At 54.1% G+C, this 26,592-nt stretch carries 21 protein-coding genes; 9 read left to right on the plus strand and 12 right to left on the minus strand.

Annotated elements, in window-relative coordinates:
• Positions 1 to 283 precede the first annotated feature (283 nt).
• The 6 genes from JIN85_RS07365 to JIN85_RS07390 all read right to left on the minus strand — a co-directional run bounded on the left by JIN85_RS07365 (position 284) and on the right by JIN85_RS07390 (position 5,277).
• Positions 284 to 748 (minus strand): hypothetical protein, encoded by a 465-nt coding sequence (locus JIN85_RS07365; RefSeq protein ID WP_200269177.1) that lies wholly within the window; start codon positions 746 to 748, stop codon positions 284 to 286.
• A 30-nt stretch (positions 749 to 778) separates the two neighbouring features.
• Positions 779 to 1,729, minus strand: coding sequence for an RHS repeat domain-containing protein (locus tag JIN85_RS21915; protein WP_200269179.1), 951 nt, complete (start codon positions 1,727 to 1,729; stop codon positions 779 to 781).
• Positions 1,730 to 1,882: 153 nt separating this feature from the next.
• Positions 1,883 to 2,347, minus strand: a complete 465-nt coding sequence (locus JIN85_RS07375; protein WP_200269181.1) for a hypothetical protein — start codon at positions 2,345 to 2,347, stop codon at positions 1,883 to 1,885.
• Between the two features lie 5 nt (positions 2,348 to 2,352).
• Complete coding sequence (locus JIN85_RS07380) at positions 2,353 to 3,456, minus strand: RHS repeat-associated core domain-containing protein (protein ID WP_200269183.1); 1,104 nt, start codon at positions 3,454 to 3,456, stop codon at positions 2,353 to 2,355.
• 150 nt (positions 3,457 to 3,606) lie between these two features.
• Positions 3,607 to 4,200: a ribosome biogenesis GTP-binding protein YihA/YsxC gene (gene yihA, locus JIN85_RS07385; protein ID WP_200269185.1), complete on the minus strand. Its 594-nt coding sequence runs from the start codon at positions 4,198 to 4,200 to the stop codon at positions 3,607 to 3,609.
• A 90-nt stretch (positions 4,201 to 4,290) separates the two neighbouring features.
• Complete coding sequence (locus JIN85_RS07390; RefSeq protein WP_200269187.1) at positions 4,291 to 5,277, minus strand: NPCBM/NEW2 domain-containing protein; 987 nt, start codon at positions 5,275 to 5,277, stop codon at positions 4,291 to 4,293.
• A gap of 112 nt (positions 5,278 to 5,389) precedes the next feature.
• Here JIN85_RS07390 and JIN85_RS07395 point away from each other — a divergent pair, with 112 nt between their 5' ends.
• Positions 5,390 to 6,157 carry a ThuA domain-containing protein gene (locus tag JIN85_RS07395; protein ID WP_200269189.1) on the plus strand — a complete coding sequence of 256 codons (768 nt, stop codon included), beginning with the start codon at positions 5,390 to 5,392 and terminating at the stop codon, positions 6,155 to 6,157.
• Between the two features lie 5 nt (positions 6,158 to 6,162).
• Here JIN85_RS07395 and JIN85_RS07400 read toward each other — a convergent pair whose 3' ends face one another.
• A complete protein-coding gene (locus JIN85_RS07400; RefSeq protein WP_200269191.1) occupies positions 6,163 to 6,768 on the minus strand; it encodes a protein-methionine-sulfoxide reductase heme-binding subunit MsrQ in 606 nt (201 codons plus the stop codon).
• Positions 6,769 to 6,776: 8 nt separating this feature from the next.
• A complete protein-coding gene (gene msrP / locus JIN85_RS07405) occupies positions 6,777 to 7,742 on the minus strand; it encodes a protein-methionine-sulfoxide reductase catalytic subunit MsrP (protein WP_200269193.1) in 966 nt (321 codons plus the stop codon).
• 230 nt (positions 7,743 to 7,972) lie between these two features.
• Here msrP and JIN85_RS07410 point away from each other — a divergent pair, with 230 nt between their 5' ends.
• The gene (locus JIN85_RS07410) at positions 7,973 to 10,093 is read left to right on the plus strand and encodes a TonB-dependent siderophore receptor (protein WP_200269195.1); all 2,121 of its coding nucleotides are present in this window, start codon (positions 7,973 to 7,975) and stop codon (positions 10,091 to 10,093) included.
• A 72-nt stretch (positions 10,094 to 10,165) separates the two neighbouring features.
• On the plus strand, positions 10,166 to 11,245 hold the full coding sequence (locus JIN85_RS07415; protein WP_200269197.1) for a PepSY-associated TM helix domain-containing protein: 1,080 nt from the start codon (positions 10,166 to 10,168) through the stop codon (positions 11,243 to 11,245).
• Here the strand turns inward: JIN85_RS07415 and JIN85_RS07420 are convergent.
• A complete protein-coding gene (locus JIN85_RS07420) occupies positions 11,242 to 14,769 on the minus strand; it encodes a proline dehydrogenase family protein (protein WP_200269199.1) in 3,528 nt (1,175 codons plus the stop codon). The genes JIN85_RS07415 and JIN85_RS07420 overlap by 4 nt on opposite strands.
• A gap of 81 nt (positions 14,770 to 14,850) precedes the next feature.
• On the opposite strand from JIN85_RS07420, the gene JIN85_RS07425 reads away from it, so the two are divergent.
• From JIN85_RS07425 to JIN85_RS07435, 3 genes are all read left to right on the plus strand, one after another.
• Positions 14,851 to 15,591: an AraC family transcriptional regulator gene (locus JIN85_RS07425; protein ID WP_200269201.1), complete on the plus strand. Its 741-nt coding sequence runs from the start codon at positions 14,851 to 14,853 to the stop codon at positions 15,589 to 15,591.
• Positions 15,592 to 15,661: 70 nt separating this feature from the next.
• Entirely contained in the window at positions 15,662 to 16,405 is a 744-nt protein-coding gene (locus JIN85_RS07430) for an RNA polymerase sigma factor (protein ID WP_200269203.1), read from the plus strand.
• Between the two features lie 30 nt (positions 16,406 to 16,435).
• Positions 16,436 to 17,989 (plus strand): protein kinase domain-containing protein, encoded by a 1,554-nt coding sequence (locus JIN85_RS07435; protein ID WP_200269205.1) that lies wholly within the window; start codon positions 16,436 to 16,438, stop codon positions 17,987 to 17,989.
• Here JIN85_RS07435 and JIN85_RS07440 read toward each other — a convergent pair whose 3' ends face one another.
• A complete protein-coding gene (locus tag JIN85_RS07440; RefSeq protein WP_200269207.1) occupies positions 17,990 to 19,021 on the minus strand; it encodes a tRNA dihydrouridine synthase in 1,032 nt (343 codons plus the stop codon).
• Between the two features lie 83 nt (positions 19,022 to 19,104).
• On the opposite strand from JIN85_RS07440, the gene JIN85_RS07445 reads away from it, so the two are divergent.
• Positions 19,105 to 19,314, plus strand: coding sequence for an RNA-binding protein (locus JIN85_RS07445; protein WP_200269209.1), 210 nt, complete (start codon positions 19,105 to 19,107; stop codon positions 19,312 to 19,314).
• A gap of 89 nt (positions 19,315 to 19,403) precedes the next feature.
• Complete coding sequence (locus JIN85_RS07450) at positions 19,404 to 20,450, plus strand: PIN/TRAM domain-containing protein (RefSeq protein WP_200269211.1); 1,047 nt, start codon at positions 19,404 to 19,406, stop codon at positions 20,448 to 20,450.
• Positions 20,451 to 20,468: 18 nt separating this feature from the next.
• On the opposite strand, the gene JIN85_RS07455 is transcribed toward JIN85_RS07450, so the two are convergent.
• Complete coding sequence (locus JIN85_RS07455) at positions 20,469 to 21,863, minus strand: DUF2868 domain-containing protein (RefSeq protein WP_200269213.1); 1,395 nt, start codon at positions 21,861 to 21,863, stop codon at positions 20,469 to 20,471.
• 118 nt (positions 21,864 to 21,981) lie between these two features.
• Here JIN85_RS07455 and JIN85_RS07460 point away from each other — a divergent pair, with 118 nt between their 5' ends.
• Positions 21,982 to 23,673, plus strand: coding sequence for an FAD-dependent oxidoreductase (locus JIN85_RS07460; RefSeq protein WP_200269215.1), 1,692 nt, complete (start codon positions 21,982 to 21,984; stop codon positions 23,671 to 23,673).
• A 70-nt stretch (positions 23,674 to 23,743) separates the two neighbouring features.
• Here the strand turns inward: JIN85_RS07460 and JIN85_RS07465 are convergent, their stop codons facing one another.
• Positions 23,744 to 26,587, minus strand: a complete 2,844-nt coding sequence (locus JIN85_RS07465; protein ID WP_200269217.1) for an FG-GAP repeat domain-containing protein — start codon at positions 26,585 to 26,587, stop codon at positions 23,744 to 23,746.
• Positions 26,588 to 26,592 lie beyond the last annotated feature (5 nt).

Genomic DNA, 26,592 nt, shown 5'->3' on the forward strand with positions numbered 1-26,592 from the left:
GCGACCGAAAAATCACCCTCTGCTCAACACCCCGCGCCAAGAATACGTTGAAGTCTTCCACCGCAGCCGCTACAAGAAAACCGCTTAATCCCGTGCCATTCAGGCCTGTCCCTTTGTCATTCCTTTAAAGGCCTGTCCCTTTGTCATTCTTTGTCATTACACCCTACCCTACACCCTACCCAAGTTGAAAAATTCGACAAGCTCGATTCTTACTAAAGGCCTGTCCCTTTGTCATTAAGATGCATCATATTACCATATTAATAAAAGCCTGTCCTGTCATGCGTCACTCACTTTCATTTCTCCGTAAAGTTATACCATTAATCAAATTAGATGATGAAGATTTTGCAGTGAGCCGCATATTATCAGGCTCCTCCGGAACCCAATATATATCATATACAATATCATTAATTTCAAAACTCAGAGTTTCATTAACTTTGAAACTCATCCCGTCCAGAAGCGATAAATACTCCAAATCATTCGGATGATAATCATATTTAAATGACATTTTGTCATTTGTGAAATATAGCTTCAATGCATGATCTTCTGATATCCAATCCCCAGAAATCCTCTTAATTGATTCTTCAAAATCTTGTATTTCAATATTATCATCAAATGGGTTATAATCCTCCAGAGAATCTTTATCTATTACCTCATGAATTCGCCGTGGGCGAGCATCTGTGCTTTTATCACAAGAACAAATACCCATAAGGAAGCAAATCCAAGTTATTATCAATAATATTTTTTTCATATCCCAAAGAAATTACTTACATCAATATTACTACCGACCATTTAACTCAAATTCGACTTTATTACGCCCCTCTGCAACATTCCACTGTTTCACAGCATCATTTAATGCCTTATTCAAGCTTTGATTATTTCCACACTGAAGATATGGCTTCATCAACTTTACTATCTTACTCCCTGTAGGCCCTCCATTTCTATTTTGAGCCATCGTGTATCCCCAGCTGACACACGCCAACACCTTGCCCTTATCTGCAGCATTTGGATCTGAACAGACTAAACACGTCACTGCGGTAAACCTCATCGAACTACCACTACTCTTAATTCGCCTATTGCCAGGCGTATCATTTATATGTCCATTCAAACCGGAAGTACTAGCATGACTAGTATCAGAAACGAAAGGATATGGAAGATGCTCTTCTGCATCAATTCTCCAACCACCGACTCCAGTTCTTCTATGTCTGAAATCAGGTATCACAGCATTTTCAGTTTTAACCATCTGAATAAGTTTAGTCTCTTTGCAATCGCACGCACAACCATCTTTATTAGTTGGCACCGCACTGATTGATATATCTGCTTTTATACCTCCATCAGGACCATTAGTCCATGTCTCATACTGTGAAAATGTTGCATGAGCTTTGTAACATCCGCAGTCTAACCCATTGGCCAATGCTGCATTTGCATCATCGATAGTAGCAGCAAGACCAAAAAAATCGAATTGATTAATCCCATCATTCCCTACGAACCCATACAGATTGATTCCCCCCCTTTCCCCGATCGGGTCCCTTGATGGCCATCTGCCGGTGATTGGATCGTAGTAACGATAACCGTAATACAGTAGACCCGACTCGGTGTCCTGAAGTTTGGTCGAGAAGCCGAAGTCCGGCACTCCGGAAAGCAGGTTACGTTTCATCACCACATTGCCGAATGGATCGTAGTCGTTTTGACGGGCTAGCGCTCCAGTCTGGCTGGTCCAAGCGAGTGTCATAGAAGGCCTGTCCCTCTGTCATTAGACCTGACCTCACCAATCACTGAACTACAAAACCCCAAACCAATACCACCAGGCCATATGCAACCACGCAGCTTGATTAACACTTCAGGCTGTCCAACTTCGAAGGGAGCACTACACCCCGGTGATGCTTCATTTGATTTTTTTATAATATATCTGCTTTGAAATATTTTCGTATTTATCTTTATCTAAAAAAATTGAATTTGGAATGATTATTAATCCTGTTTCATCAATCACCGCGATAGCCCCAATGTTTTCGCACAATTTATCTAGGACTTCGGAAATCAATGAGTTGTTAGAAGTGAATGAGAAATTCACATCTAAATCGACACTTTTAATTTTCCATTTCTGAACGTGGGCATTTTTAACTCGACCAGATTCAATCAACCTATTCCAATGCTCTGCCGCCAAAATTCTGATATAATCTATTACTTCAGGAAGAGGGGTTCCATTAAAATCAAAATTGCGTCTTACATTAAGGAAAGCCTTCCCATTTTCGACAACGATTTCTTCATTTGAATCGGCTTCTTCACCTTTAGCAGTCGGGAAAGAAAACACCGTCAGTAAAATAGCTATTAAAATTAAAAAAAATCTCACTACTTTCATTTTGATGGAGGGATATATACAGGAGAAAAATTCCCTTGCGGATTTGTGACAGGATCTCCCCCATATGTGGTTCGAATATCCTTATTAAGCCAATCTCGGACAATATTTTCGGTCCTTACAGCTCTTTGCTCGCTTTCTTGCACAGAATCACCAGGATTAGTATAATATTCAGCATTTCCTCTCTTATTTTTTTTCAATGCCGCTTTAGCCATTGCCATATCCCACGAATGTTGCAACTCATGAACTAAAACCGTTAACGAGCTGCGATAAAATTCCTCTTGTGGATACTCATCTCCATTGCAGCCGCAGTAGAGCTCTATCATTGACCCTTGCCCGGGACCTCCTTCCATGGATTTTTCATAATCCTTTATATTGCCTGCATCAGGACTCATTCTTGCATTGCCACCAGTAATTTCTTGAACTTTTTTGACAGACTCAACACATATAATTTTTATTACATGAGGGCTATTCTCCAGATCCTCGATCATTTTTTTAAGTCCAGGATCTAAGTTTTTAGCTTTGTTTAATAATTCTTTAGCTTGTTCCGGAGCTTCGATTTTTAACCCTAACAAATCCCACCGATTCATCCCATCATTCCCCACGAATCCATACAGGTTGATTCCTCCGTCCTCTTCAATCGGATCCCTGCTCGGCCATCTGCCGGTGATTGGATCGTAGAAACGATACCCGAAATAGAGTAGACCTGACTCAGTGTCCTGAAGTTTGGTCGAGAAGCCGAAGTCCGGCACTCCGGAAAGCAGGCTACGTTTCATCACCACATTGCCAAATGGATCGTAGTCGTTTTGACGGGCTAGCGCTCCAGTCTGGCTGGTCCAGGCGAGAATGTTGCCATTCGCGTCATAGCTTGGAACGAAGTGATTGTCCGGAGTGGTCGTGGAGGAGTTGTAGTAGCTGCTTGCCAACAAGCCTCCCACCCCGCCTGGGGCCTGGAAATCGGCAGATCCTGATACCTTTCCAAAAGATCCAATGTCTGGTCCCCACAGGTTGGTCCATTTGAGGCTCATCGTGCCCATCGAGCTGGCGGTGCCAGTCCGAGTGCCGATCGCCACCGGATTCCAACCCTCGTAGAGGTAGAGCATGTCGGTGACACTATTCAGATTTAGCTCCTTGTGCAAAGTTTTATTTGCATAACAGCATCTAACCAGCCCAGCATCAATCGCGGTATCCTGAAATTCGATTTTGTTCTGACTTTTCCAACTCAAAAACCTGATAACTCTTCGCTAAAATCCTCATCCATTCACCACCTCTTCAACGAAGCCGAGAAGCTCGCGTTGGCCCGAGCGGTCTTTCGACGAGGTGATGAAATGCGGCGGTTCATTTGGAATCATCTCTTCCAGTTGTTGCAGAAATGTGGCGACGTTTGACTTAAGTTTGCTGGCTTTGAGTTTGTCGGCTTTGGTGAAGACCAACACAAATGGGATCTCTCCAGAGACGAGCCAATCGCAGAATTCCAAATCGATTTTTTGTGGCGGCAGGCGCGAATCGATCAGCAAGCAGATGCATCGCAGTGAAACTCGCTGGCTGAGATAATCGGACACCGCTTGGTGGAATTGCTCACGGTTTGCCTGCTTGACCTTAGAGTAGCCGTATCCGGGAAGATCGACGAGATACCAACTCTCGTTCATGGTGAAAAAATTGAGGAGCCGTGTCGCCCCGGGAGTTGCGGAGACTTTTGCCAGGTTGGCCCGATTGGCCAGCATGTTGATGAGTGAAGACTTGCCTACATTTGACCGGCCAATGAACGCAATTTCCGGAAGTCCCGGCTCAGGGCAGGATTGCAAGTCCGGGGCACTGGTTAGAAATTTAGCGGATTTGATCTTCACGACGCCCATCAAGCGGTGATCCACCAACAATCCCAACCAAAATGCGCTGCTTCTCCGGAATAAATCCGGATTTCGTGGATGTTGGGCGAATCAGCGAATTCGCGGCACCAACCAAAATGCCCAATTATCTTCACTCTTGCCATTTTCATCCGTCCGCAAAATCAATTTTCGGGTCGGCCGGAAATTGATTTCGATCGCTTCCTGGTTGTGTCTCCGATCCACCGTCTTGCTGCGAAATACTTCTCCTTCGTCGGTTTCGATCGTGAAGGTCACGCTGCCCTTGATCGATCGTTCTTCGAGGCATGCAGTGGCCTGGAAACCGGTAATCGGTTCGTCAAACTGGTATTCGATCCGGCCTGGCGGATGGCAGTAGAGAATCTGGCTCTCACGATATCGCTTCCCTTTCACGGTGATGGCAGGCGGCTGTTCAATCATGGCCTTGAAGTAATTGCCGCCTTCAATTTTCGCCCATTTCACGTGTGTCAGATATCTCCACGGTTTGTTACTCGGTGGCTGCGGAGTCGGTTCCGGTGGTTGATCCGACGCTGGCTGAAAAGTGGCCACCGCCGCGATGGCTTTTTGGACGATGGAGCGCTGTTGCAGTTCCTTGCGTTTCGAGGCGATTTCATCGGCGGCTTCCACGTTGTCGACTGAGCGGAACTGTTGCTCCAAGGCGCCCAGTTTTTGGTCCAAGTCGCTTTGCCATGCGACGATGTCCCGTTGCTTTTTCTCGTCCAAGGTGGAAAATTCCGTCGCGTAGACTTTCTCGATTTTCGCAATCGCTGCCACGCTGGACGGCTTCTCGAATGGGCTGGCATCAAAGGCCATACGCGCCATTTCGTCATCAAACGCTTCCACCGTCTCGGTATCGCCGGCTGCCTGTTCGGTTTGCCTAGCCCGCTCAAGAGCGGCGATCAATTGCTGGCGCAGTTTGTCGATTTCCTGCGCGGAGTTTACCTGGATGTTCCGTAGGGCCTCGGCGGAAGAGGATTCGATCTCGCCCACATCATCGGGGCTTTGCGCTCCGGCGAGCGACACCAGCAGGGTGAAAAAGATCACGATGATGCCACAAGCCATGCCCCAGCTTTTGAACAATCGGGGGGCCTGTCAATCTGGATTGGAATCCGCAGCTTGGCCGATCAGGTCGAAAGATTTACGATTACGCTCCGTTCCATTCCGGTGATTCCCGATGAAAAAACTCGCTCTTACTCTGCTGCTTGCCGCCCTGCCCGTTCTAACAAATGCCGCCGAACCGCTGCGTGTTTTCATCCGCGGGGGCGAAAAAACCCATGGTCCCAATGCGCATGAGCATGAGCGATTTCTAAACGACTGGAAAAAGCTGCTGGCCGAGCGTGGCATGAAAACCGATGGCGCGAAGGATTGGCCAACGGCAGAACAACTCGCGGCAACTGATGTGCTGGTCATGTATGCGCAGGATGGAGCGAACGCGACCCAGGAACAAAAAGACCATCTCGCGACTTTCACCAAGCGAGGAGGTGGTTTGGTGGTGATTCACACCGCAGTCGTCGGCAATGATCCAGTCTGGTGGAAATCCGTCATCGGCGGCGCATGGGTTGAGGGAAAAACCAAATGGCACGAGGGCATGATGGAACTTCGATTTCGTGGTGCCACCCAAAGCCCGATCACGGCAGGCGCGAAGGGCTTCAAGATGGATGATGAAATCTACTACAATCTCGACATGCAGCCTGACGTGAAAGTCCTCGCCGTCACGGATACCGGCGATGGCGAACCGAAGGTGCAGGCCCAGATGTGGACTTATGAAAAAGATCACTACCGGGCGTTTGTCACCATTCCGGGCCACCTTTATTCGACCTTTGAACGACCAAATTACCGGGCGATTTTATTGCGCGGGATCGCCTGGGCGGCGAAGCGCCAAAATGTCGACGAATTCTGCAAACCCGAAGAAATCGCAGCGCTTGCAAAGCCTGCGCCGTGAGCCAATCAGGCGGTTTTGGCGCTTGGCTTTCCCTTGTCGACCACGCGATAGCCAAGCAAGACAACCACGGCGATGGCAAAGGCCATGGGATAGCGGATGTCTGATTTCACGATCATCAGGTAGTGAATCACCCCGCCGATCGCGACGTAATAGGTAAGCCGGTGCAGTTGCCGCCAGCGTTTGCCGCCGAGGCGCTTGATCATCGCGTTGGTGGAAGTGGCTGCTAGCGGAACCATCAGCAGAAAACTGATCATGCCCACGGCAATGAAGCGCCGCTTCAGAATGTCCGGCCAAACCGTCAGCAGGTGCCAATCTCGATCGAACGAAAAGTAGGTCAGCAAATGGGCGCAACCGTAGTAAAATGCGAACAGCCCGATGAGCCGGCGTTGTTTCAGCAGCCAGTTCCAGCCGAAGAGTTTCCGCAACGGGGTGACCATGAGAGTGAGCACCAAAAACACCAGAGTCATCACACCTGTCGCCCGGGTGACAAACTCCGCCGGATTTGCTCCCAAATTTCCGCGCCACCAATCGATTGCGACCAAGACAGCTGGCAGGGTCCCGTTCACGATCACCAACTGCTGATGAAACTTGGAGTCTTTCGAAAATTCCATAACCGGGTTCAGTAATTCTTCCGCAGATCCATGCCTTGGTAGAGATGCGCCACCTGATCTTCGTAGCCGTTGAACATCAGGGTCTCTCGCGTTCCGCCTTCGCCGATCCGGCGTTCGCGAGCCTGTGACCAGCGCGGGTGATCCACATGCGGGTTCACGTTCGAGTAAAAGCCGTATTCGCGAGAATTCGCAAGGTTCCAGGTCGTCGGCGGTTCGAAGTCGGTCAGGGTGATTTTGACGAGAGACTTGATGCTTTTGAAGCCATATTTCCAGGGCACGACCAAGCGGATTGGCGCGCCGTTTTGGTTCGGCAGGGTTTTGCCATACAGCCCGGTGGCGAGAAGCGTGAGCGGGTGCTTTGCTTCGTCCAATCGCAGCCCTTCCACATAGGGAAGATCAATTCCGGCATGCACCGAGTTCGGCATTTGTTTGAGATCGTAATAGGTCTCGAACGCCACATGGGTGGCATTTTCCAGCGGCTCGACCACATCCAGCAATTTCGCCAACGGAAACCCGACCCATGGAATGACCATCGACCAGCCTTCCACGCAGCGAAAACGATAGGTGCGCTCTTCCTGTTCGAAATCGAACAAATCGGCCATGCTGAAATTCCGTGGCTGCTTCACCAGCCCGCCCACTTGGACCGACCATGGATCGGTGATGAAATCTTTGGCCCGACCCGCAACCTCTGACTTATCCGTGGAAAACTCGTAATAGTTGTTGTAGCCGGCGATTTCGCCAAAGGTGTTGATGCGCTCATCGGCGGGCAATCCATCCACGAATTTCGTAGTTTCTGCGGTATCGATTTTACCGCCGGTATTCACGATTTCCGGTTGGGGTCGGAATTGCCGGTAAAGTCCGTAAGTCGCCAACGAGGTTCCTGCCCAGATTGAGGTTTTCAGGAAAAACCGTCGGTTTCGATAAACCGATTCCGGGGTCGCTTCGCTGCGGGGCATGTCGGGAGTCTTGCTCATGCAATTACAGGCTTCTGACGATGCTACACCAGTGGTTCATGTTCGTCGATTCCTTAAGCGCCTCGGCACTTGCGGGGTGTGCGTAAAAATCGGCCCATCTCTAACAAATGCAGAAATCATTTGATATTGAGAATCGATCTCAATACTTCTTCCCGCGGCGATGGTTCGCCTCCACGAATCCGCCGACCGGCCACCTCCGGTCACATCTCCAACTTCAACCTTACCCCAACATGCGAAGCCCCCACTCTTCTCGCCCCGCAAAATGGATTTTGCCTGTCGCTCTTGCCGCTGGTTTACAGGCCAGCCATGCCGAAGAAGCCGTTGATTTAGCGCCTTTAACGGTGACAGCCGACGCCAACAAATCATCCACTGAAAAAACCGAAGGCTATGCTCCCCCTGCCTCCACGACTGGCGCGCTGAAATCGGACGTTCCGCTTTTGGAAACTCCGCAGGCCATTTCCGTCCTGGATCGCGATCTGATGGAAGACCAGGATGCCCGCAAGCTGGAAGATCTGCTCAAGAACGTTTCGGGTGTGAGCACCGGTGGTTACTACAAAGGCTGGGATTACTTCCGCATCCGTGGTTTTGAAGCCGGATCTTCAACCTTCTGGGATGGCCTCCGTGGCGATTACGGACGCAGTGTCGAGCTTTACGGCCTGGAGCGAGTCGAAGTGATCAAAGGCCCAGCTTCATCTCTTTATGGCCAAGGCCCGCTTGGTGGCATGGTCAATGTGGTCAGCAAAAAACCAAAAGCGGAAACCTTCGGCGAGCTGTCCCTCACCGGCGGAAGCTGGAACTACATGGAAGTCGCCGGTGACACCGGCACCACTTTTAACGAAAGCAAAACCCTCTACGGACGCATCGTGGGGCTCTACAGCACCCAGGATTCATTCGTCGATTATGCGGAAACCGAGCGATATTACATCGCACCATCGCTGACTTGGGAAATTTCTCCGGACACGAAAATCACCTTCCTCGCCAGTCACCAGCATGACGAAGGTGTCCACGCGTTTCCTCTGCCCGCCTATGGATCGGTGCTTTACAATCCAAACGGCAAAATTTCGACCGATCTTTTCATCGGCGCACCGGACATTGCCAATTTGTTCGAGTGGGAACGCTCGCGTGTTGGCTATCAACTGGAGCACAAGTTCAACGAAGTCGTCTCGTTGCGGCAGAACCTGAGCTACAGTCATCTGAAGCAAAAGTGGGACAACATGCTCTATCCCGCGTCTTTCGATGGCACGACGCTCTACACCTACCCCTACCAGTATGACGAATCGATGGACCGGTTCGGCGTCGATACCGCATTGGACTTCGATTTCGACACGGGAAGCATCAACCACCTCGCCACGGTCGGTGTCGATTACTACCGCGAAGAATCCGACAACCATTCCGAGCAGATCGATTACAGCGACTTCCCCGGCTCGTATGTGCCGATTGATGTCTACGATCCGACTTATCCGGACACGATCCCAGGGTATAGCACCTTCACTCACACGCAGTCCAAGAACGACAGCCTCGGCTTCTACTTCCAGGATCACGCGAAGCTGACCGACCAACTCACCCTCACCCTTGGCGGCCGTTACGATCAGGTTTACTACGACGGAGGATCGGACGAGCAAAAGAAGCATGCGTTCACGCCGAAGGCCGGCATCACCTATGCCCTCCAACCGAACGTCGCCGTTTACGCCAACTACAGCCGCTCGTTTGAACCTCAATGGTATTCAACCGATTCGAATGGCAACGCGGTCGATCCCGAAGAAGGTGAAAACTGGGAAACCGGCATCAAATACAGCCTGTTTGACGGCAAGCTGAACGGGATGGCCACCGTCTTCCAACTCACCCGCAAAAACGTCGCCACCGACAACCCTGCAACTGCCGATCCTTACGATAGCATCGTCAGCGGTGAGCAACGCAGCCGTGGTTTCGAGTGGGAAAACTCCGCCCAAATCACCCCTGGGCTGAAGTTCACCATGGCCTACACCTACATCGATGCGGAAGTCACCGAAGACAACACCATCGCGGAAGGCACCCGGCTCATCGGAGTCCCGGACCAAAGCATCAACGCCTGGCTCAAATACACCATCCAGGATGGCACTTTCGAAGGCCTTGGCTTTGGTTTCGGCGGTCGTTACTACACCAGCCAAGCCGGCGATCAGTCGGATAGCTTCAGCCTGCCAGCCTACGGCTTGCTCGATGCCGCACTTTACTACGAAAAGGAAAACTACCGCGTGCAGGTGAACTTCAACAACCTCACCGACAAGCGCCACTTCGTCGGATCTTACAATGACCTCTACGTGCTGCCAGGCGAGCCATTCAACGTCAGCGCGAACGTGACTTGGAGATTCTAATTTCCTGAAACCTCGATTTGCATCCACCACCGGCCGGGCATCCATCCGCGCCGGTGGTTTCTTCATGTTTCCATGAGACGCTACATCTATCAATTCCACTCCTGGCTCGGTCTCATCGTCGGGATCGCCCTCGTAGTCATCGGCCTCACCGGTAGCGCCTTGGTGTTCAAACCGGAGCTTGATCGTTTGGTGAATCCGGAGCTGACGATGAGGCAAAATCCGGATGCTCCACGGATGAGCCTGGACACCTTGATCGCCACGCTACAGGCCAAGCTGCCGAACGATCGCATCATCGGCTGGGGCAAAGGACTGGAACCCGGAGCAGCGGACATGGTTTACGTGATCCCGGTCGGCGAAAGTGAGGGTCACACGCTTTATGCGGACCCTACGACCGGCAATCTAACCGATCCGGATCCCGGGAACAGCCAGACCATGACGAACTGGTTGTTAGAACTGCACTATTCCTTCTTCGCCGATCACACCGGCTTGCTGATCGTCGGCCTGCTCGGCGTTGCGCTTTGCCTTCTGGGAATTTCCGGCGTCTGGATTTATCGGAATTTCTGGAAAACCCTGTTTCAGCTTCGCTGGAAAAAAAGTGCCCGGATCTTTTTCTCCGATGTCCACAAAATGGTTGGCATCACTTCAACCGCCTTCAATCTCGTGCTCGGTTTCACCGGAGCGTGGTGGAACATCGGCCACATCATCCTCGAATGGGGGCATGAGGAACCCGTCGTTCAAAATGTCGACCGCAACTGGTCGGATCGCATTTCTCTGGATCAATTAGCCATGACCGCAGATGCAACTCTCCCAGGCTATGAGACCAACTGGATCAGCCTACCGATGCAGCCAGGCGGACCGATTTTGTTTTTCGGCGCCATCGACGGGCAAAACGTGCTCCGCAGCGATTACGGCTCCACGCTCAGCTTCGACGCAAAATCCGGCAAGGTGACCAGCTTCACATCCATTCCCGAGTCGGGGATCTGGGCGCAAATCCAGGACGCATTTCGCCCGCTCCACTATGGCACCTTCGGCGGACTCCCGATCAAAATCCTCTGGTGCATTGGTGGTTTGACTCCCGGAATCCTGGCCGTTTCCGGTGCCCTCATGTGGTGGCAACGGAACCGGCGCAAGTTTCAGCGGAAGAATGCTTAGTAGGGTTTCGGCACGATATTGCCGTAACGGTGCAGTGTTTCGGTCACCGCTTGTTCACGATGCCAGGCCGGCCATTCCAGCTTGGCATTGAAGATCACCGGGCCATCCGCCAAGCGCATGCCGGCGTCGATCGCCGCCGCACGGAGTGAAGCCGGGGCCTGTGGGCAGCGGAGCAAATCGTAGTTGGATGAAACGCCTGAGAACCGGCGAACCAGAGCCTCCACGGATTCCACCTGAACACCGACTTTCAACACCGAGAACCAAGGGCGCTTGGTTTCGGAAGAAATCGCGAAGTGAATGCCAATCGCAGTCGCCGCAAGGAGAAGGCGGGCCACTTCTTCGTCAGTTTGCTCAGCCGTGACACGAATCAGCGCGCGCTGGAAGCGACGGTAGCGGAACTGGTTCGCCTCGCATCGCATGGCCGTTGGATCATGGCTGACGCTGAATTCGTGCTTGTCCCAGAACGCATCGCTTCCGGCAGCAGCGGTGAGCGCCGCCTCTGCGGAAGGAATGGCTGCAACCAGCTGGCCTAACAAATCCGCGACTTTCTTCGGCGGTGTGCTGACCATTTCAGGCAGCGATTCAGTTTTCCAGTTTCCGAACTGGGCCACGTAGTTTGGTCCACCCGCCTTCGAGCCCGGACCAAAGCACGACCGCTTCCAGCCGCCGAATGGCTGGCGTTGTACGATGGCTCCCGTAATAGGCCGGTTGATGTAGGCATTGCCGACTTCCACTTGATCTTTCCACACCTCGATCTCGCGATCGTCCAGCGAATGGATGCCGCCGGTCAGGCCAAACTCGGAGTTGTTTTGAATGCGGATCGCATGCTTCAGATTGTCAGCGCGGATCACACCCAGCACCGGGCCGAAGCATTCGGTGCGGCGGAACCAGCTGTCCTCGGAGACACCGAGTTTGATCCCGGGCGTCCACAGGCACGGATTGCCATCGACCATTTCCGGTTTCAGCAACCATTCCTCGCCCGCATCCAGGGTTGTGAGCGCGCGCATCAACGCATCACCCGGCTCGCGGATGACCGGAGTCGCGGTCGCATCGAAGTTCCAGGATGATCCGGAAATCAAGGACGCAGCGGCATCATACAACTGATGGCGGAAGCCTGGACTGTCGTAAACCTCGGCTTCAACAATCGCCAGCGAGGCCGCGGAGCACTTCTGGCCGGAGTGACCGAACGCGCTCTTGACCAAATCCTTGACCGCTTGGTCCGGGTCCGCTGCGGCGGTGATGATCAGGGCATTTTTGCCACTGGTTTCCGCAAACAAACGCAGCTCCGGTTTCCAGCCGAGGAACATGCGGGCTGTTTCATAGGCACCTGTTAGAATGACCGCGCCGATGCGGGAATCCGTCACCAAGGAACGGCCAATCTCATTGTCCGGACATGGCACGAATTGCAGCACGTCTTTCGGAATCCCGGCACGCCAGAGCGTTTGGACCATGATCCAGGCGGTATAGACGGTTTCTGGCGCAGGTTTCAAAATCACGGTATTTCCGGCAACCAATGCGGCGAGAATGCTGCCGCAAGGAATCGCAAACGGGAAGTTCCACGGAGGCGTCACCAGCACGGTTCCGAATGGCTCAAGCTTGGCACCATCGGCTTGAATACTGCGTGCATAGTAGTTTGCGAAATCAATCGCCTCGGAAACCTCGCCATCCGCCTCATACACCGCCTTGCCGCCGTCCATCACCATTGCCGCGATCGCCTCGCCACGGGACTTGCCAATTTCTGCCGCGACTTTCCGCAGCAGCTCGGCACGACCTTCAAAACCAAGCTCAATCCAGCTGCCACGTGCTTTCACCGCAGCTTGCAGGGCGCGCTCGATTTGCTCGGGACCCGCCAGCGCATGGCAGTAGGGAACCGCTCCCGGGCGGGATGGATCCTGGGCTTCCACTTCGGATTCACCGACTTCTTCTTTGCCATCGATGACCAGTGGAACGGTGGCAATCTCCGACTTGCGCAGGGCCTCAACATGAGCACGTGCCCAGCGGGTGTTATGCGTCAACGACCAATCCGTATCCGGCGCATTGTGGAACGGTGCATCGGCGGGCAGTGGCAGATTTTCTTCGGTGGTCCGATCCTGCAGTCGGCGTGGGCCGAAGGCGACGGTGTCTTTTCTCGCGCACGCCTTGAGGAAGCGATCCTTCTGCTTTTCCCAAGCCGCGCCGCCTTCCTTCATGCCGAACAAGTCATGCAGGAAATTTTCTTCGGAGGTGTTTTCGTCGAGACGTCTCACCAGATAAGCGATCGCGCTGTGGAAATCCTCACGCAGCACGACTGGCGCATAGAGCAGCAGGCCACCTGCGGTTTCGTGAACCGTGCGGGCCTGGTGATTGGCCATGCCTTCTAACATTTCGAACTCGATCCGGCCTTCCACGCCTTCACGGGTCCGCAAAAGCAGCGCGTAGGCGATGTCGAACAGGTTGTGACTCGCCACACCCAGCCGGACCACTCCGGCATTTTCCGGACGGCAGCCTTCGTGCAGCATCCGCTTGAAATTTGCATCCACCTCTTCCTTGGTCGAATACGGAGCAAGCTCCCAATCGTGGATTTCCGCGTCAACGGATTCCATGGCGAGGTTCGCGCCCTTGACGATGCGGATCTTGATGCCCGCTCCGCCTTTCGAGACGCGGCCGCGCGCCCAATCGTTCAATTCCTTCTGCACCGGCCATGAATCAGGCAGGTAGGCTTGAAGCACGATCCCGGCTTCCAGTTGGAAAAACTCCGGCTCTTCGAGCACCTGGCGGAAGGCATCGCAGGTCAGGCGAAGGTCGCGATACTCCTCCATATCGAGGTTCACAAACTTCGGCTTGCCGTTCTGCGGATTTTCAATCGCCACGCGATAAAGCCGACGCAGGCGGTCTTTGATGCGCTCCAACGTTTCGTCGTAACCAACCAGATGGATCTGACTGAAAATGGCGGAAATTTTGACCGAAAGGTAATCGCAATCCGGGCTCTTGATGCGTTCGATGACCGCCTGAATCCGCTTTTCCGCTTCTTCCTCACCGAGGATTGCTTCGCCCAACTGGTTGAGGTTCATACGCATGCCAGCCTTGTGGCGTTTATCCAAAAGTGGCTTCAGTTTGCGCTCTTCGGCGGGAAGAATGACCGATGCGCTTTGGCGGCGCATCGCTTCCGTGATCGCAGGCATGACGATTTCCGGAGCCACCGCTGAAGCCGCGGAACCGGCCAGCATGGCAATCCGCTCCGGCATCGAAAGGTATTCCGGAACGCCGTAACCATCCACCAAATGGCGAAACTGAGCAGCGGAGCGGGATTCCGAAGGTGGACGGAAAACCTGATCGGCCATGGCGAGCGTGAATGCTTTTCCGGAAGGGTCATGCATCATGCGGGCAAGCTGCGCGCCCTGGCGTTTTTCCGACCATTTTTCGCGCTTCTGGCTGGCTCGAAGTAACTCAGCAGCAACGTTCACGGCCATTTCGGCGAGCAACGCATCGTCCTCTGGATGTTGTTTGACTTTGGAAATAGCTTGGTCAATGCGCGCTCGATTCATCCCACTAGGATCGCACAGGCGTCTTGACCGATTTGATCACAGAGAGCATGCGTTGCTGCACAGATTCCAGTATTTTCACCCATGGCGGCAGACAGCGATTTTTTCAAGAGCGTGGCATCTCCCCACTTTTGTGAACGGCTATTCACCTTTTTGCCGGACGTGGTGTTTTGTCTCAAAGATTCCCAACGCCGATATCAAGCTGCGAATCCGGCCTTCGCCGCGCGCACCGGTTTGGATGCACCGTCGAAATTGATCGGCAAAACCGCCGAGGATTTTTTCCCGCCGCATCTGGCGGAAGTTTACCGCGAGCAGGACGAAATGGTGCTCAGCACCGGGCGGGAAATCGTCGACCAGCTGGAACTGATCACCAATCGAAACGGCTCGCTCGGCTGGTATCTGGCGACGAAAGTGCCGTTGCACGACGCAGCCGGACGCGTGGTCGGGCTGGCCTCGATTTCGCGCGATCTCGGACGCCCGAGCGCGGAGGACATGAAATTCGCCGGCGTACAAAAAATCGTCTCCTACATTCAGGAGCATTTGGAGGACGACCTGCGCATTGCCCATCTCGCACAGATGGCATCGCTGTCCCCTACCCAGCTTGACCGGCGGATGCGCAAGGTGTTCCAGCTCACCACCTCGCAGTTCATTCGCAAGGCTCGGATCGGTTATGCAGCCCGGATGCTGGCGAGCTCGAAAATCCCGGTAGCGGACATCGCCCTATCCTGCGGCTACAGCGATCAAACCGCCTTTACCCGGCAATTTCGATCGACGGTTGGCCTGCCTCCCGCCGCCTATCGCGAACACTCGAAGCGCGGCTGGTGAGAACGAATTGCGGTAACAAATTGCGGGATTTCCTGAATGGGTGAAACGAATCCAGAAATGAAAATCTCCGATGCCTGACGATCGACCGCCGCTGTTTTGCACCACTCGCTGGACGCTTGTTTCCGCTGCCCGATCGGTGGGCGAAGCGGAAAGCGGCGATGCATTGGAAGAGCTTTGCCGCATTTACTGGATTCCCGTCTATGCGGTGGTTCGCCAAGCAGGGCATCAGGTCGCCGATGCGCAGGATCTGACCCAGGAGTTTTTCCAGAAGTTGTTAGAAAAGCGCTGGCTGGATATCGCGGATCCGAATCGTGGCAGGTTCCGGGCGTTTCTGATCACCACCTTGAAACGATTTCTGATCAACCAGTGGCACCACCAGAACACCGTGAAACGCGGTGGCGGGATCGAACGGATCTCGCTGGATTTCGCCCATGCGGAAAACCTGATTGCCCGCGATCAATTGCAGTCGTTTACGCCTGAGCAATTGTTCGATCGGCGCTGGGTGCTGACCTTGCTGGATCGGGCGATGCAGCGCTTGGCGGACGATTACCAGCAATCGAACCGAGCTGCCGAATTTGCGACGCTGAAACCCTGCCTTGTGGCGGAGAATGGCGAGGTGGATTACGCGGAACTTGCGGATCGGTTAGGAGTTCGCGAAGGCGCGGCACGGGTGGCGGTGCATCGTTTGCGCAAGCGGTATCGCGCCTGTTTCCGCGAGGAAGTGGCGAGCACGGTCGCCGATGATCAGGAGATCGAGACGGAAATGCGGGAGCTGCGCAACGCTTTGTCTGGTGGCCCGCCGACTCACCTGTAACAAATTGCCGATGTTCCTGAATTCGTCTGCATGACCCAAGATTCTCACTCTAACGAAAGCAACCAAACCAGCGACCCAGGGCTTCCAGCAGAACGGCTGCTCGATGTCGCGATGGATTCAAAAACCCGGCAGGACGGGCCAGAACCGATCCAGCAAGCGCCGCTTTCACCGCAAGAGCTGGCAGAGAAATTGCCCCAATTTGAAATCACCGAGTGCCTGGGAAGGGGCGGGATGGGCGTGGTTTACAAGGCGCGGCAAAAAGCGCTGAACCGATGGGTCGCGATCAAGATCCTGGCGGGTGAACGTCAGAGCGAACCCGGGTTTTCCGCATTCTTTGAATTCGAGGCGCAAACTCTGGCCAAGCTGAATCACCCGAACATCGTCACCATTCATGATTTCGGCGTGGCCGATGATTTGTATTACCTGGTGATGGAATTCGTGGACGGCATGAATTTGCGCGATGTGATGCGCGATGGAAAAATCTCGCCCGAGCAGGCGTTGGCGATCGTTCCGCCGATTTGTGATGCACTGCAAATGGCTCACACCGCAGGCGTGATTCACCGCGACATCAAGCCGGAGAACATTTTGTTAGATCGCGATGGGCGGGTGAAGATCGCGGACTTCGGCATTGCGAAACTGGCTGGATCCGGAACGGGGATGAATGCCGGAACTCCTCCCTACATGGCTCCCGAGCAATACGGAGAGGCAAATGGCGTAGATCATCGGGCTGATATTTATTCGCTCGGCGTTTTGTTTTACGAAATGCTCACGGGTCAGCATCCCGATGGCCCTTTTGGTGAAAAAATCAGCACCAGCGGGATGGATCCCAAGATCAGTTCGGTGGTTTCGAGAGCGTTGCGGAGCGAGCCGGAAAAGCGATTCCAAACGGCAGCCGATTTCAAAACCGAGGTGGAAGCCTGCGTGTCGCCTGAAGAAAATGCTCTCCCGCCTGCGACACCTCCACCCTTGCCTCCGGCTAAGAAAAAAGGGCTGTTCGGGCGCTGGTGGTGGCTGCTTTTGGTGGGGCTGATCCTTGGCCCGATTTTCGGAATCGCAGTGGCAGGCATGGCGACGTATTTCATGCCGAAAACGTATGAGTCGTTTGCAGTGATCGAATTACATCTGGAGCATGGATTTCCTACATCAAAGGAATTTGAGACTTTCTATCAAGTGCTCCAATCTAAAAAATCGCTTGGCGAGGTATCGGACAGGCTGAAAATGGATCAATATTTCGGTAAGAGCCGCGCACAAACCATTCCCCTTTTGAAAACACTGATTCACTTCGACAACATCAGGGGAACCGACTTAGTTTCCATCAGAGCACGGTGCAACGATGCCGAACTTGCAAAGCAACTTGCGGAAACATTTACCCAGGTAGCACAGCAACGTGCTAGAGAACTACCTTGGATTCGTGAGATACAGATTGACGAGCAACCTGCTGTTCCCAGATCTTCGGTTTCGCCAAATCAATTCCTGAATCTCGCTCTGGGTGGAGTGCTGGGGTTAGTCACTTCACCTTTGCTGATGCTAATTTTCGCCGGGATCCTCGAGTTCTTGTTTCCGCAACGCAAAGCCCTCGCTTGATCATGCGCGGACCAAATCCTCGAAGCCGCAATAGAGCTTCGAGGTGGATGGTGGCTGGACTGGCAGCCGTTGATCGTTGTCCAAATGATCGCGGCAAATGGCGTGAAACTCGTCCGGTGTTTTCGCGCGGCGGATGCGATGCTCGAAGTCCGCGTCCAGTCCATGGCTGATGTAAACGAGCGGCCGCTTCATCCGTTGCACATGCGACATGGGATCGAACTTCAAAGTCTCCCGCGCCATCTCGTCATACAGATCGAAAATATAATCTAACAGATCACGCCGGGTCGGAGCGATGGAGTCCCGTTTTTCAAATGCGGCGATGAGTTGTGAAAAGATCCACGGGTTGCGGATCGCTCCGCGCCCGATCATCAGACCGGCCGCGTTGGTTTGTTGTAGATACGCCAATCCGGTCGGCACATCGACGACGTTGCCGTTGGCGATGACCGGGCACGGCATGGTCGCCACCGCGGCGCGAATGCAATCGGGGTGCACCGGCGTTTGATAGCGTTCCTTGACCGTGCGGCCGTGGATGCTGAGGCAATCAATCGCATGGCGGCGGAAAATCTCTAACAAACCCTCGAATTCATCCGGCGTTTCGTAGCCCACGCGGGTCTTCACGGTGAATCGACCGGGAATCGCAGCGCGAAGTTCACCGATGAGCCGATCGACATTTTCCGGATTTCGCAACAAGCCACCACCGGCGTCCTTGCGGCAAACGATCGGTGCCGGACAGCCGAGGTTGAGGTCGATGCCGGCGATGTTGAGCTCTGCCAGCTCCTGGGTCGTGCGGATCAAGTTCGGGATATCGCGGCCGATCATCTGGGCGAAGATCGGCTTGCCCGTTTCGTTTTCCTGAATCGAGCGGACAATGTATTTGTCTAAGCGCGAATCCGGATGGACACGGAAATACTCCGTCACGAACCAGTCCGGAGCACCGCGCCGGGCGAGGACACGCATGAACGGCAGGTCGGTCACGTCTTGCATGGGAGCAAGAACGAGAGCGGGTCTGTTAGCAGGAAGGAGATCGCGCATGCGGCTGGCCGGGAATTCGATTGACATCCCAATCCTCATCGCAATCGTCGAAAGGAGCATTAGAACGCCAAAGGAGGTCTAAAGTGGATAGTGATTTATTGCATACGGAAAAGATTCTCGCTGATCGGAAAATTTTCTTTCTCGATCTCAAACAAAACGCGCGCGGCATGGTGGTGAAAATCACCGAGGACGTGGGCGGAAACCGGGACACCATCATGGTGCCGGCTGAGATTTTGGAAGACTTCATCGCCGCTTTAACCGATATCAAAGCGACGGCGGACGAAAACGAGTGAGTTCGCCGTTGCGAATCACACTGCAGCGGACTGGGAGGATTGACCTTGCCGCGCATGGAGAAAATCGGTGAAATTTTCAAACGACACCCATGGCTGCACCACCGTCCGTCAACATCGTCCGTCTGATTTACCTGCTGGTTTGCGAAGCTGCAGGAGTCGCCATTGCCCAAGGGGTTGACGCATCGATCACCGTAGGCCTGCTCGCGGGATTGGTGGTGGCAGGAGTTTTCATCTGGGTCGAGACCCTGACCCGCGGGTTCACACTGCGCGGATTTTCGACCGGGACCTTCGGTTTGGGAGTCGGATTATTTTGCGCCTGGCTGCTGACCCGAGTGCAAATTTTCGCAGTCCTGGAATTGATGTTTCAGGAAAAATACAGCGATCAGGAGATCGTTAAAGCGGTCAATCCGGTGATGGATGCCTTCCTTTATTCGACCCTTGGGTTTTTCGGCGCAGCCCTTTCGCTACGCAGCAACCGCGATGACTTCGCGTTCATCATCCCCTACGTCCGCTTCCGCCAGGACTCGACCACCGGGCAGCCGCTGGTACTGGATGCCGAGGCGATCATGGATGGCCGGGTGCTATCCATTTTCCGCGCTGGATTCCTTCACGGCCGGTTGATTGTCCCGAAATTCGTCCTTGAGGACCTCCAAATGATGGCGAATTCCATGTCGAATGGCGAACGCCTCCGTGGCCAGCGCGGCTTGGATTTTCTCGATCAAATGCAACGCGCGGCTGACGTGCAGGTCTCCATCGACGACAGCGTCATTGCCAGCGAGAGCAAATCGAACCACACCGCGCTGATCGAAATTGCCCGTCTGCTCAGCGCCCGCTTGATGACGGTGGATGAGAATTTGACCAAGGTGGCCAAGCTGCAGGAGATCGAAGTGCTCAACATTACTGAGCTGGATGACGCCTTGAAACCAAGCGCCACCGTCGGCGACAAGGTGCGGATCACGCTGGTTCGCAACGGCAAGGAAAGCCATCAAGCCGTCGGGTATCTTTCCAACGGCACGATGATCGTGGTGAACCATTCGGTGGAAAAAATCGGCTCCACGGTTGAGGCGACGGTCGTCAGCACGCTGCAAACGAGTGCCGGCACGATGGTGTTCGCGGAGCTGATTCCATCCGACTGAGCCCTACCGGAGCCGGCATCAGGCGTTTTCGTCGAAGAAAAACACCTCGGAATCCGGGTCGCGCAGGGAATCCACAAATTTTTCCCATTCGCGGCGTTCTTCATCGGTCGGCGCGGACGGATTTCCAGCCGCATCCGCATTGGCGACAAGGAATTTGAGCGGCGTTTGGGCCGACATGGTTCCGCGGATTTTCGAATGCAAGGCAGTCATCCGAGGCGGTGAAAGCGCCCAACCTTCGCCCAGCAACACGATTCCCGCTGGCGCCAAAGCCAGGGAATTTGCCGCATCCGCCTCGGCGCCCGAGTCCAAGACCGCGGTGGTATGCCAAGCTGCCGGATGCACCCGCAGCCGTCGCAGCATGAACGGCCGCAACGAGGCTTCGGTCAGGCCGCTGCCGCCGACATCGAGAACCAGCACGCCATCAAGCGGTTTTTCCGTGGTTTCAACCCGATCCACCCCGGTGAGTTCACGCCACAGCGAGCGATGGTGGCGTGCCTGAAAATCGAGCTTGGTCAGCGAAGTGATACCGGAGCGCCAGGCGATGCCCCACAGGATCAGTCGCGGGATCAATCCCCAGAAAAACGTGGTCATCAGCAGGAACAGCCACCATTGCGAAGGGCCCGGTCCCAATCGCACCGGATCGGAGGATTTCCAGAGAGATTCATGAATGACCGAGGTATCGGGCACGCCTGCCGGAAACACCGCCGCCCAGGGGATGGACAGCAATTTGACCGCAACATGCAGGCCTTCTTCCAGCGCGGATTGGGTGGTCGTTTCCCAGTAAAATCCAACCTGGCGGAACAGCACGAGTCCGGACAGGCCGCAGATGATGCCGATGTTAAACCCGATTCCGGCTGATTGCGCGAGGCGCGCCAATCGCCAGAGCACAACCGCGCGCGGCGCTCCGCCGCCATCCATCACGGCACGCCACCAGCGGTTTTCCTTTTCCCCACCAGCGGTGTAGCGGCGCGCGAGTTTTCCGATCAGGGCTTGCAGTCCACTGAAACCTTCACCGACCCGACTGCGCATGGCCAAGGCAACGAAGGCGAGCACCAGAACCAGCCATTGCCCGCCGATGAGTGCGGCGAGAAACCAAGTGACATTGATGCCGCCGCGAACCGGGTCGAGCATGCCCATCACGGCGGAAACTCCGCCAAACCACATGAAAATGATCAAGGCGGCACCCATCAAGGCGAGCACCGAAGTGAATTTCCGGCCCATCGAGACCGGCCCACGCACTTGCTCCAGCCACGCGTGAAGCCCGGCACGACGTGCTTCCGATCCGGTTTTTCCTTTCACAGCCTCCGCCACCACCGTCCGTGTTGACGAAGTCGTGTCCAATTTTCCAGAAGCGAGCGTCTGCTCGAAATCGATCAGGTTTTCCAGAGTCCAACGTCGCTTGTTCCGTGCCATTCGCCGCATTCCAGCGCATCAAACCCGCTATGACAATCCGCGATGCCGGAACATCCGGATTGATAGAGCCATCCTGCTGCCACCGTTGCTATTGCCCCACAGAACGCCTTTGCCCGAGATGCATTTCCTTTCCTTGATCAGCGCCACATTTCTCAGCCTCACCGCATTCGATGCCGCCTTAGCGGATAGTCAGCCGAAACCCTACGACGTAATCGTGTATGGGGGGACCTCCGGCGGGGTGACGGCTGCCGTGCAAGCTGCCAAAATGGGGAAAACGGTCGCATTGATTTCACCCACCAAGCACCTCGGCGGCATGACCAGCAGCGGCCTGGGATGGACTGATCTGGGCGATGAGAAAATTCTCGGCGGTCTGAGCCGCGATTTCTACCACCGTGTCTACCTGCATTATGAAACGGCTGAACCGATGACCAAAAAGGGCGCCTGGAATCTGCAAACCCGGGCGGCCTACGGCAACAAGGGCCAAGGCGGCCCGGCCTTCAACCGTGAAACCGAAACGGCCTCGGTGTTTGAACCGAAGGTGGCAGAGGCGATTTTTAACGACCTACTCGCCGAAAATCACGTTCAGGTTTTTACCGAAAAGCTCGATCTCAGCGACGGGGTCTTGATGGCAGGAAAACGCATTCGGGCACTGAAAATGGAGAACGGTCAGGAGTTCCACGGACAGATGTTCATCGATGCAACCTACGAAGGTGACCTACTGCCCGGCGCTGGAGTCAGTTTTACCGTAGGCCGCGAAGCAAACGCCACCTACAGCGAAACGATTAGTGGCATTCAGGCGGTAAAATCGCGAAAAAACCAGCTCCCGGACGGCATCGATCCCTATGTGGTGAAAGGTGATCCCGCGAGTGGACTTCTCCCAGGCGTCCATCCTGATGCCGGTGGTGCCGACGGCACGGCGGATCACCGGCTCCAAGCCTACTGTTTCCGCATGTGCCTGACCCGCTACGCGCCAAACCGGGTGGAAATCGAGAAACCTGCGGATTACGACGAGACCAACTATGAACTCCTTTTCCGCGCCATCGAAGCAGGCCAGAAGAGTGGCTTTTTCAAATTCGACGCGATGCCGAATTTCAAGACGGACTCGAACAACACCGGCGGCATCTCCACCGATTTCATCGGGGAGAATTATGGAGACGATTGGGACTGGACCACGTTGAACTATCAACAGCGCGAGGCCCTTGCCGCCAAACACCGGAATTGGCAACTCGGCTTAATCTGGACCCTGCAGCACCATCCCCGGGTAGCGGCAGCAAATGGCGGAACGAACCTCTATCAGAACATCGGCCTGCCCGCTGACGAATTCACCGACAACGGTCACTGGCCATGGCAAATCTATGTGCGGGAAGGGCGGCGCATGATTTCCGACTACGTGATGCAGGAAAAAAACTGCACAGGCGCGCGCGTCGCGGATGATTCCGTCGGACTCGCTGCCTATGCCATGGACTCGCACCACACCCAGCGAATCGTGAGAAATGGCATGGTAAAAAACGAAGGCGATGTGCAGATCAAACTGCCAATACCTTACCCGATTTCCTACCGCTCCCTCATTCCCAAAGCGGATGAGTGTGAAAATCTGGTCGTGCCGTGGAGCCTTTCCGCTTCCCACATGGCCTTCGGTTCGATCCGGATGGAACCGGTTTTCATGACACTGGGCCAATCCGCAGCAACTGCTGCCGTACTTTCACTGGATGAGGGAACAAGCGTGCAGAAACTCCCCTACAAAAAACTAGCAGCTGCTCTTCTCGCTGACGGCCAGGTCTTGAATTGGACTCCCACTCCGAAAAATTAGGCCTGTCCATCATCGACGCTCACCCGACTCCATGTGGCGATGCGGCAGTCCGTGGTGGATTGCGATGAGATCAGTTCAGGGAGGTGTTGAATCGATAAAATTTCGCGGACCCACCCTCTTGAATGTAGACGTTCAAATCCCAGGACAAAGTCAGCCAGTTGGGGTCCGTCGTCGATTGAGTCGCGGTCGGGCTGGATTCGACCGGCTCCCATTCAATCAAATCATCGGATTGCTCCAGCACCACCGTCGACGTGCCGGATGCCAACTGCCGTGGGATCGCATGTTTCGCATGGAGAGTGCCGTGGTAAGTCATGAAGTATGAATCATCCATCTCGACTTCGATCCATGGTGCCTCGCCCGGTTCCCCTCCAGTGTGGCCTGCATCTTCCGCGAGCTTCGGATTTCTGCCGGTCAGGTATTCCTGGAAATTCGTCGCTCCATCGCCATCCGCATCTTGATTGGTAGCTTCAACTCCGTTAGCAGCGGCCCAATCTGAAAACGAAGGCCAGGCATCCATATCCGCCGATTCGAAATAAGACACCGTGCCATCAATGGCCGACCCATGCACGAGATCCGCTTTCCCATCGCCGTTGAAATCGCCAGCCATCAATGCCGATGCGGCGCGAACCTCGTTACTCAAAAGAAACGGCGGTTCAAATGATTGGGAGTGTTTTCTGGCGTAAACGATGAGCTGAGAATCGGTGATTGGCTCACCCATAACTTTGAGGCCAATTCCACCTGCTAGAACGAGATCATCCAAGCCGTCCGCATTGAAATCCGCGACGGCGGCTTTGCCGAAGAGGAGATCCAATTGCATATCTTCAGTCGGCCCGGTTCCGACATCTGGACAGATTTTCACCGTGCATGCGTTTTCCCCAGAGCTGCTATAACTGCGGTAAATCAAAACTAAATCAAGGGCGCCGCTGCCGTCAAAATTTCCGACTGCCACGGCAGCACCTGCATCCGCACTTTCGGGGCCGATGGGCTTGCTGGTGAATTCCCCGGTTCCGTCATTGCTGAATAATGCAGCGACGTTTCCGTAAATGGAGGGGAACTGGATGATGTCCAAATCCCCGTCGCCATCCATGTCACGCACAACATAGTTCTGTGGCTCCGCACCTGTGATTTGAGCTCTCTCTGATACCGAGCCGAATCCCGACGAATTGCTGAAAAGAAACGGGGCTGCAGCGATTTCGTGCTCTTCAATGCCAAACGTTTTCAATGCCAGGTCGGCAGTCGAGGGTTCCACGCCGGAACGCCAGATCAACATTCCATTACTGGATCTTGCATAAAGAACATCATCAATTCCATCGCCATCGAAATCACCCGCTCCCAAGAGGGCGGCAGGTCTCGATCCAAAGAAGGCTGTGCTCCGGCTATCGCCATAACTCTGGCCATCATTGGTGTATGGACGTCCGGCCATCAGGTAGGAATAATCAGCAACAAACGATACCGTCGAATACTCACTTGAGGTCATCCAAACCAACTCGTTATCGGTATTGCCGCGGAAATTTCCACCGAAGATCCCGATGCCAGGGAGACTCATGGTTGTGATGGTTTTACGCCCGGACACACCACTCAGATCATCCCACACCGACAGGCTCTTATCCTTCCCTCCCAGACTAGCGAGGGTCGGCTTTCCATCCATATTGAACATCGCAAAACTGCGAGCATCATGAAACGAGGTCACTTGCACCGGTATTGAAGGGATGGACCTACTCTCCGAGAAATCCACCCGCCACAAGGGGCCACCCCCAAGCGCCACGGTTTCTCCCAAGACGTTGTCGCATTTCAAACTTGAATCAATCAGCAGCGAATCCAGTCCCCCTGCATCGTTCTTGATGACACTTGCCCAATCCTCGACGGCTGGCCCGTTTTCCCACGATAAATATTGATCTTTTACTAACGAGCCAATTCTCCAGCCCAGCTTATAAGCATAGTTGCCACTGCAAATCAAAATGTCTTCTGCAGGATCGCTATCGAAATTTCCTACCACCACTCCGAGTTCAGTCGGCCTCTCAAAATACGAAACCCCCAGATCGGATAAGCTAAAATCGTCAATCATACTCCACCCACCACCTGCTTGCCATTTCATGACCTCAATTTTGGGATTTAGTTCGTTTGTGAATCTGAACCCTTGCATGCACAACAACTCAGCGCCCGCTTCACCGTCGATATCCGCAAAGATCGTTCTGTAACTCGATACACCTTCTGGATAATTTTGTAGCGTTACTACCGAACGGCCTTGCATCAGCGCGATCAGGTTCGAATTAACCGGCCAATCGAGATCGCCATCTCCATCAACATCGACGGGGAAACCCGCGCTGCCAGCAGCGTCTCCACCTTCAGCGATCACCACCACCCACTCGAAGGCACCGTTGCCATTACCATAACCAATCTCGGCGGAATGCGTTACGGTATCAAAGTTAACCACCTCAGTTTCCGGCCCCATCAACAAATCCAACACCCCGTCACCATCCATATCCACGATGAAATCGATCTGCCTCCCTTGAGGTAGATCCGTGACCCAGTCATTCATGAAAACCATTTCCGCATCAGGGACACTTCGCCACCAGACGAGTCGGTTTTCATCCTGCATCACCAAATCCTTTCGTCCGTCTCGATCGATGTCGGCTTTGAGCACAGAGCCGTGTGGAGAAATCAGCACACCCGGCAAAAACTTCCGGCCACTCGAGGCTCCAGACGCCGCATAACGTGGGCTGTACATGAGCTGGTTGCGCTCCACACTGATCCCCGCCAATTCCTCAACCCCGTTGCCATCGGCATCAATCCAGACACTCGACGAGAAATTGGTCGATTCCGTGAGATCCACCCGCGGCTTGAAACCCGCCGGTATTGCCTGGGCGAAAAATGGAAAAAGCGAAATCGCCGCTGCAATCAAAACCCGTTTCATTGCTC

The organism is Luteolibacter pohnpeiensis (assembly GCF_016595435.1).
GTDB classification, from domain to species: domain Bacteria; phylum Verrucomicrobiota; class Verrucomicrobiia; order Verrucomicrobiales; family Akkermansiaceae; genus Luteolibacter; species Luteolibacter pohnpeiensis.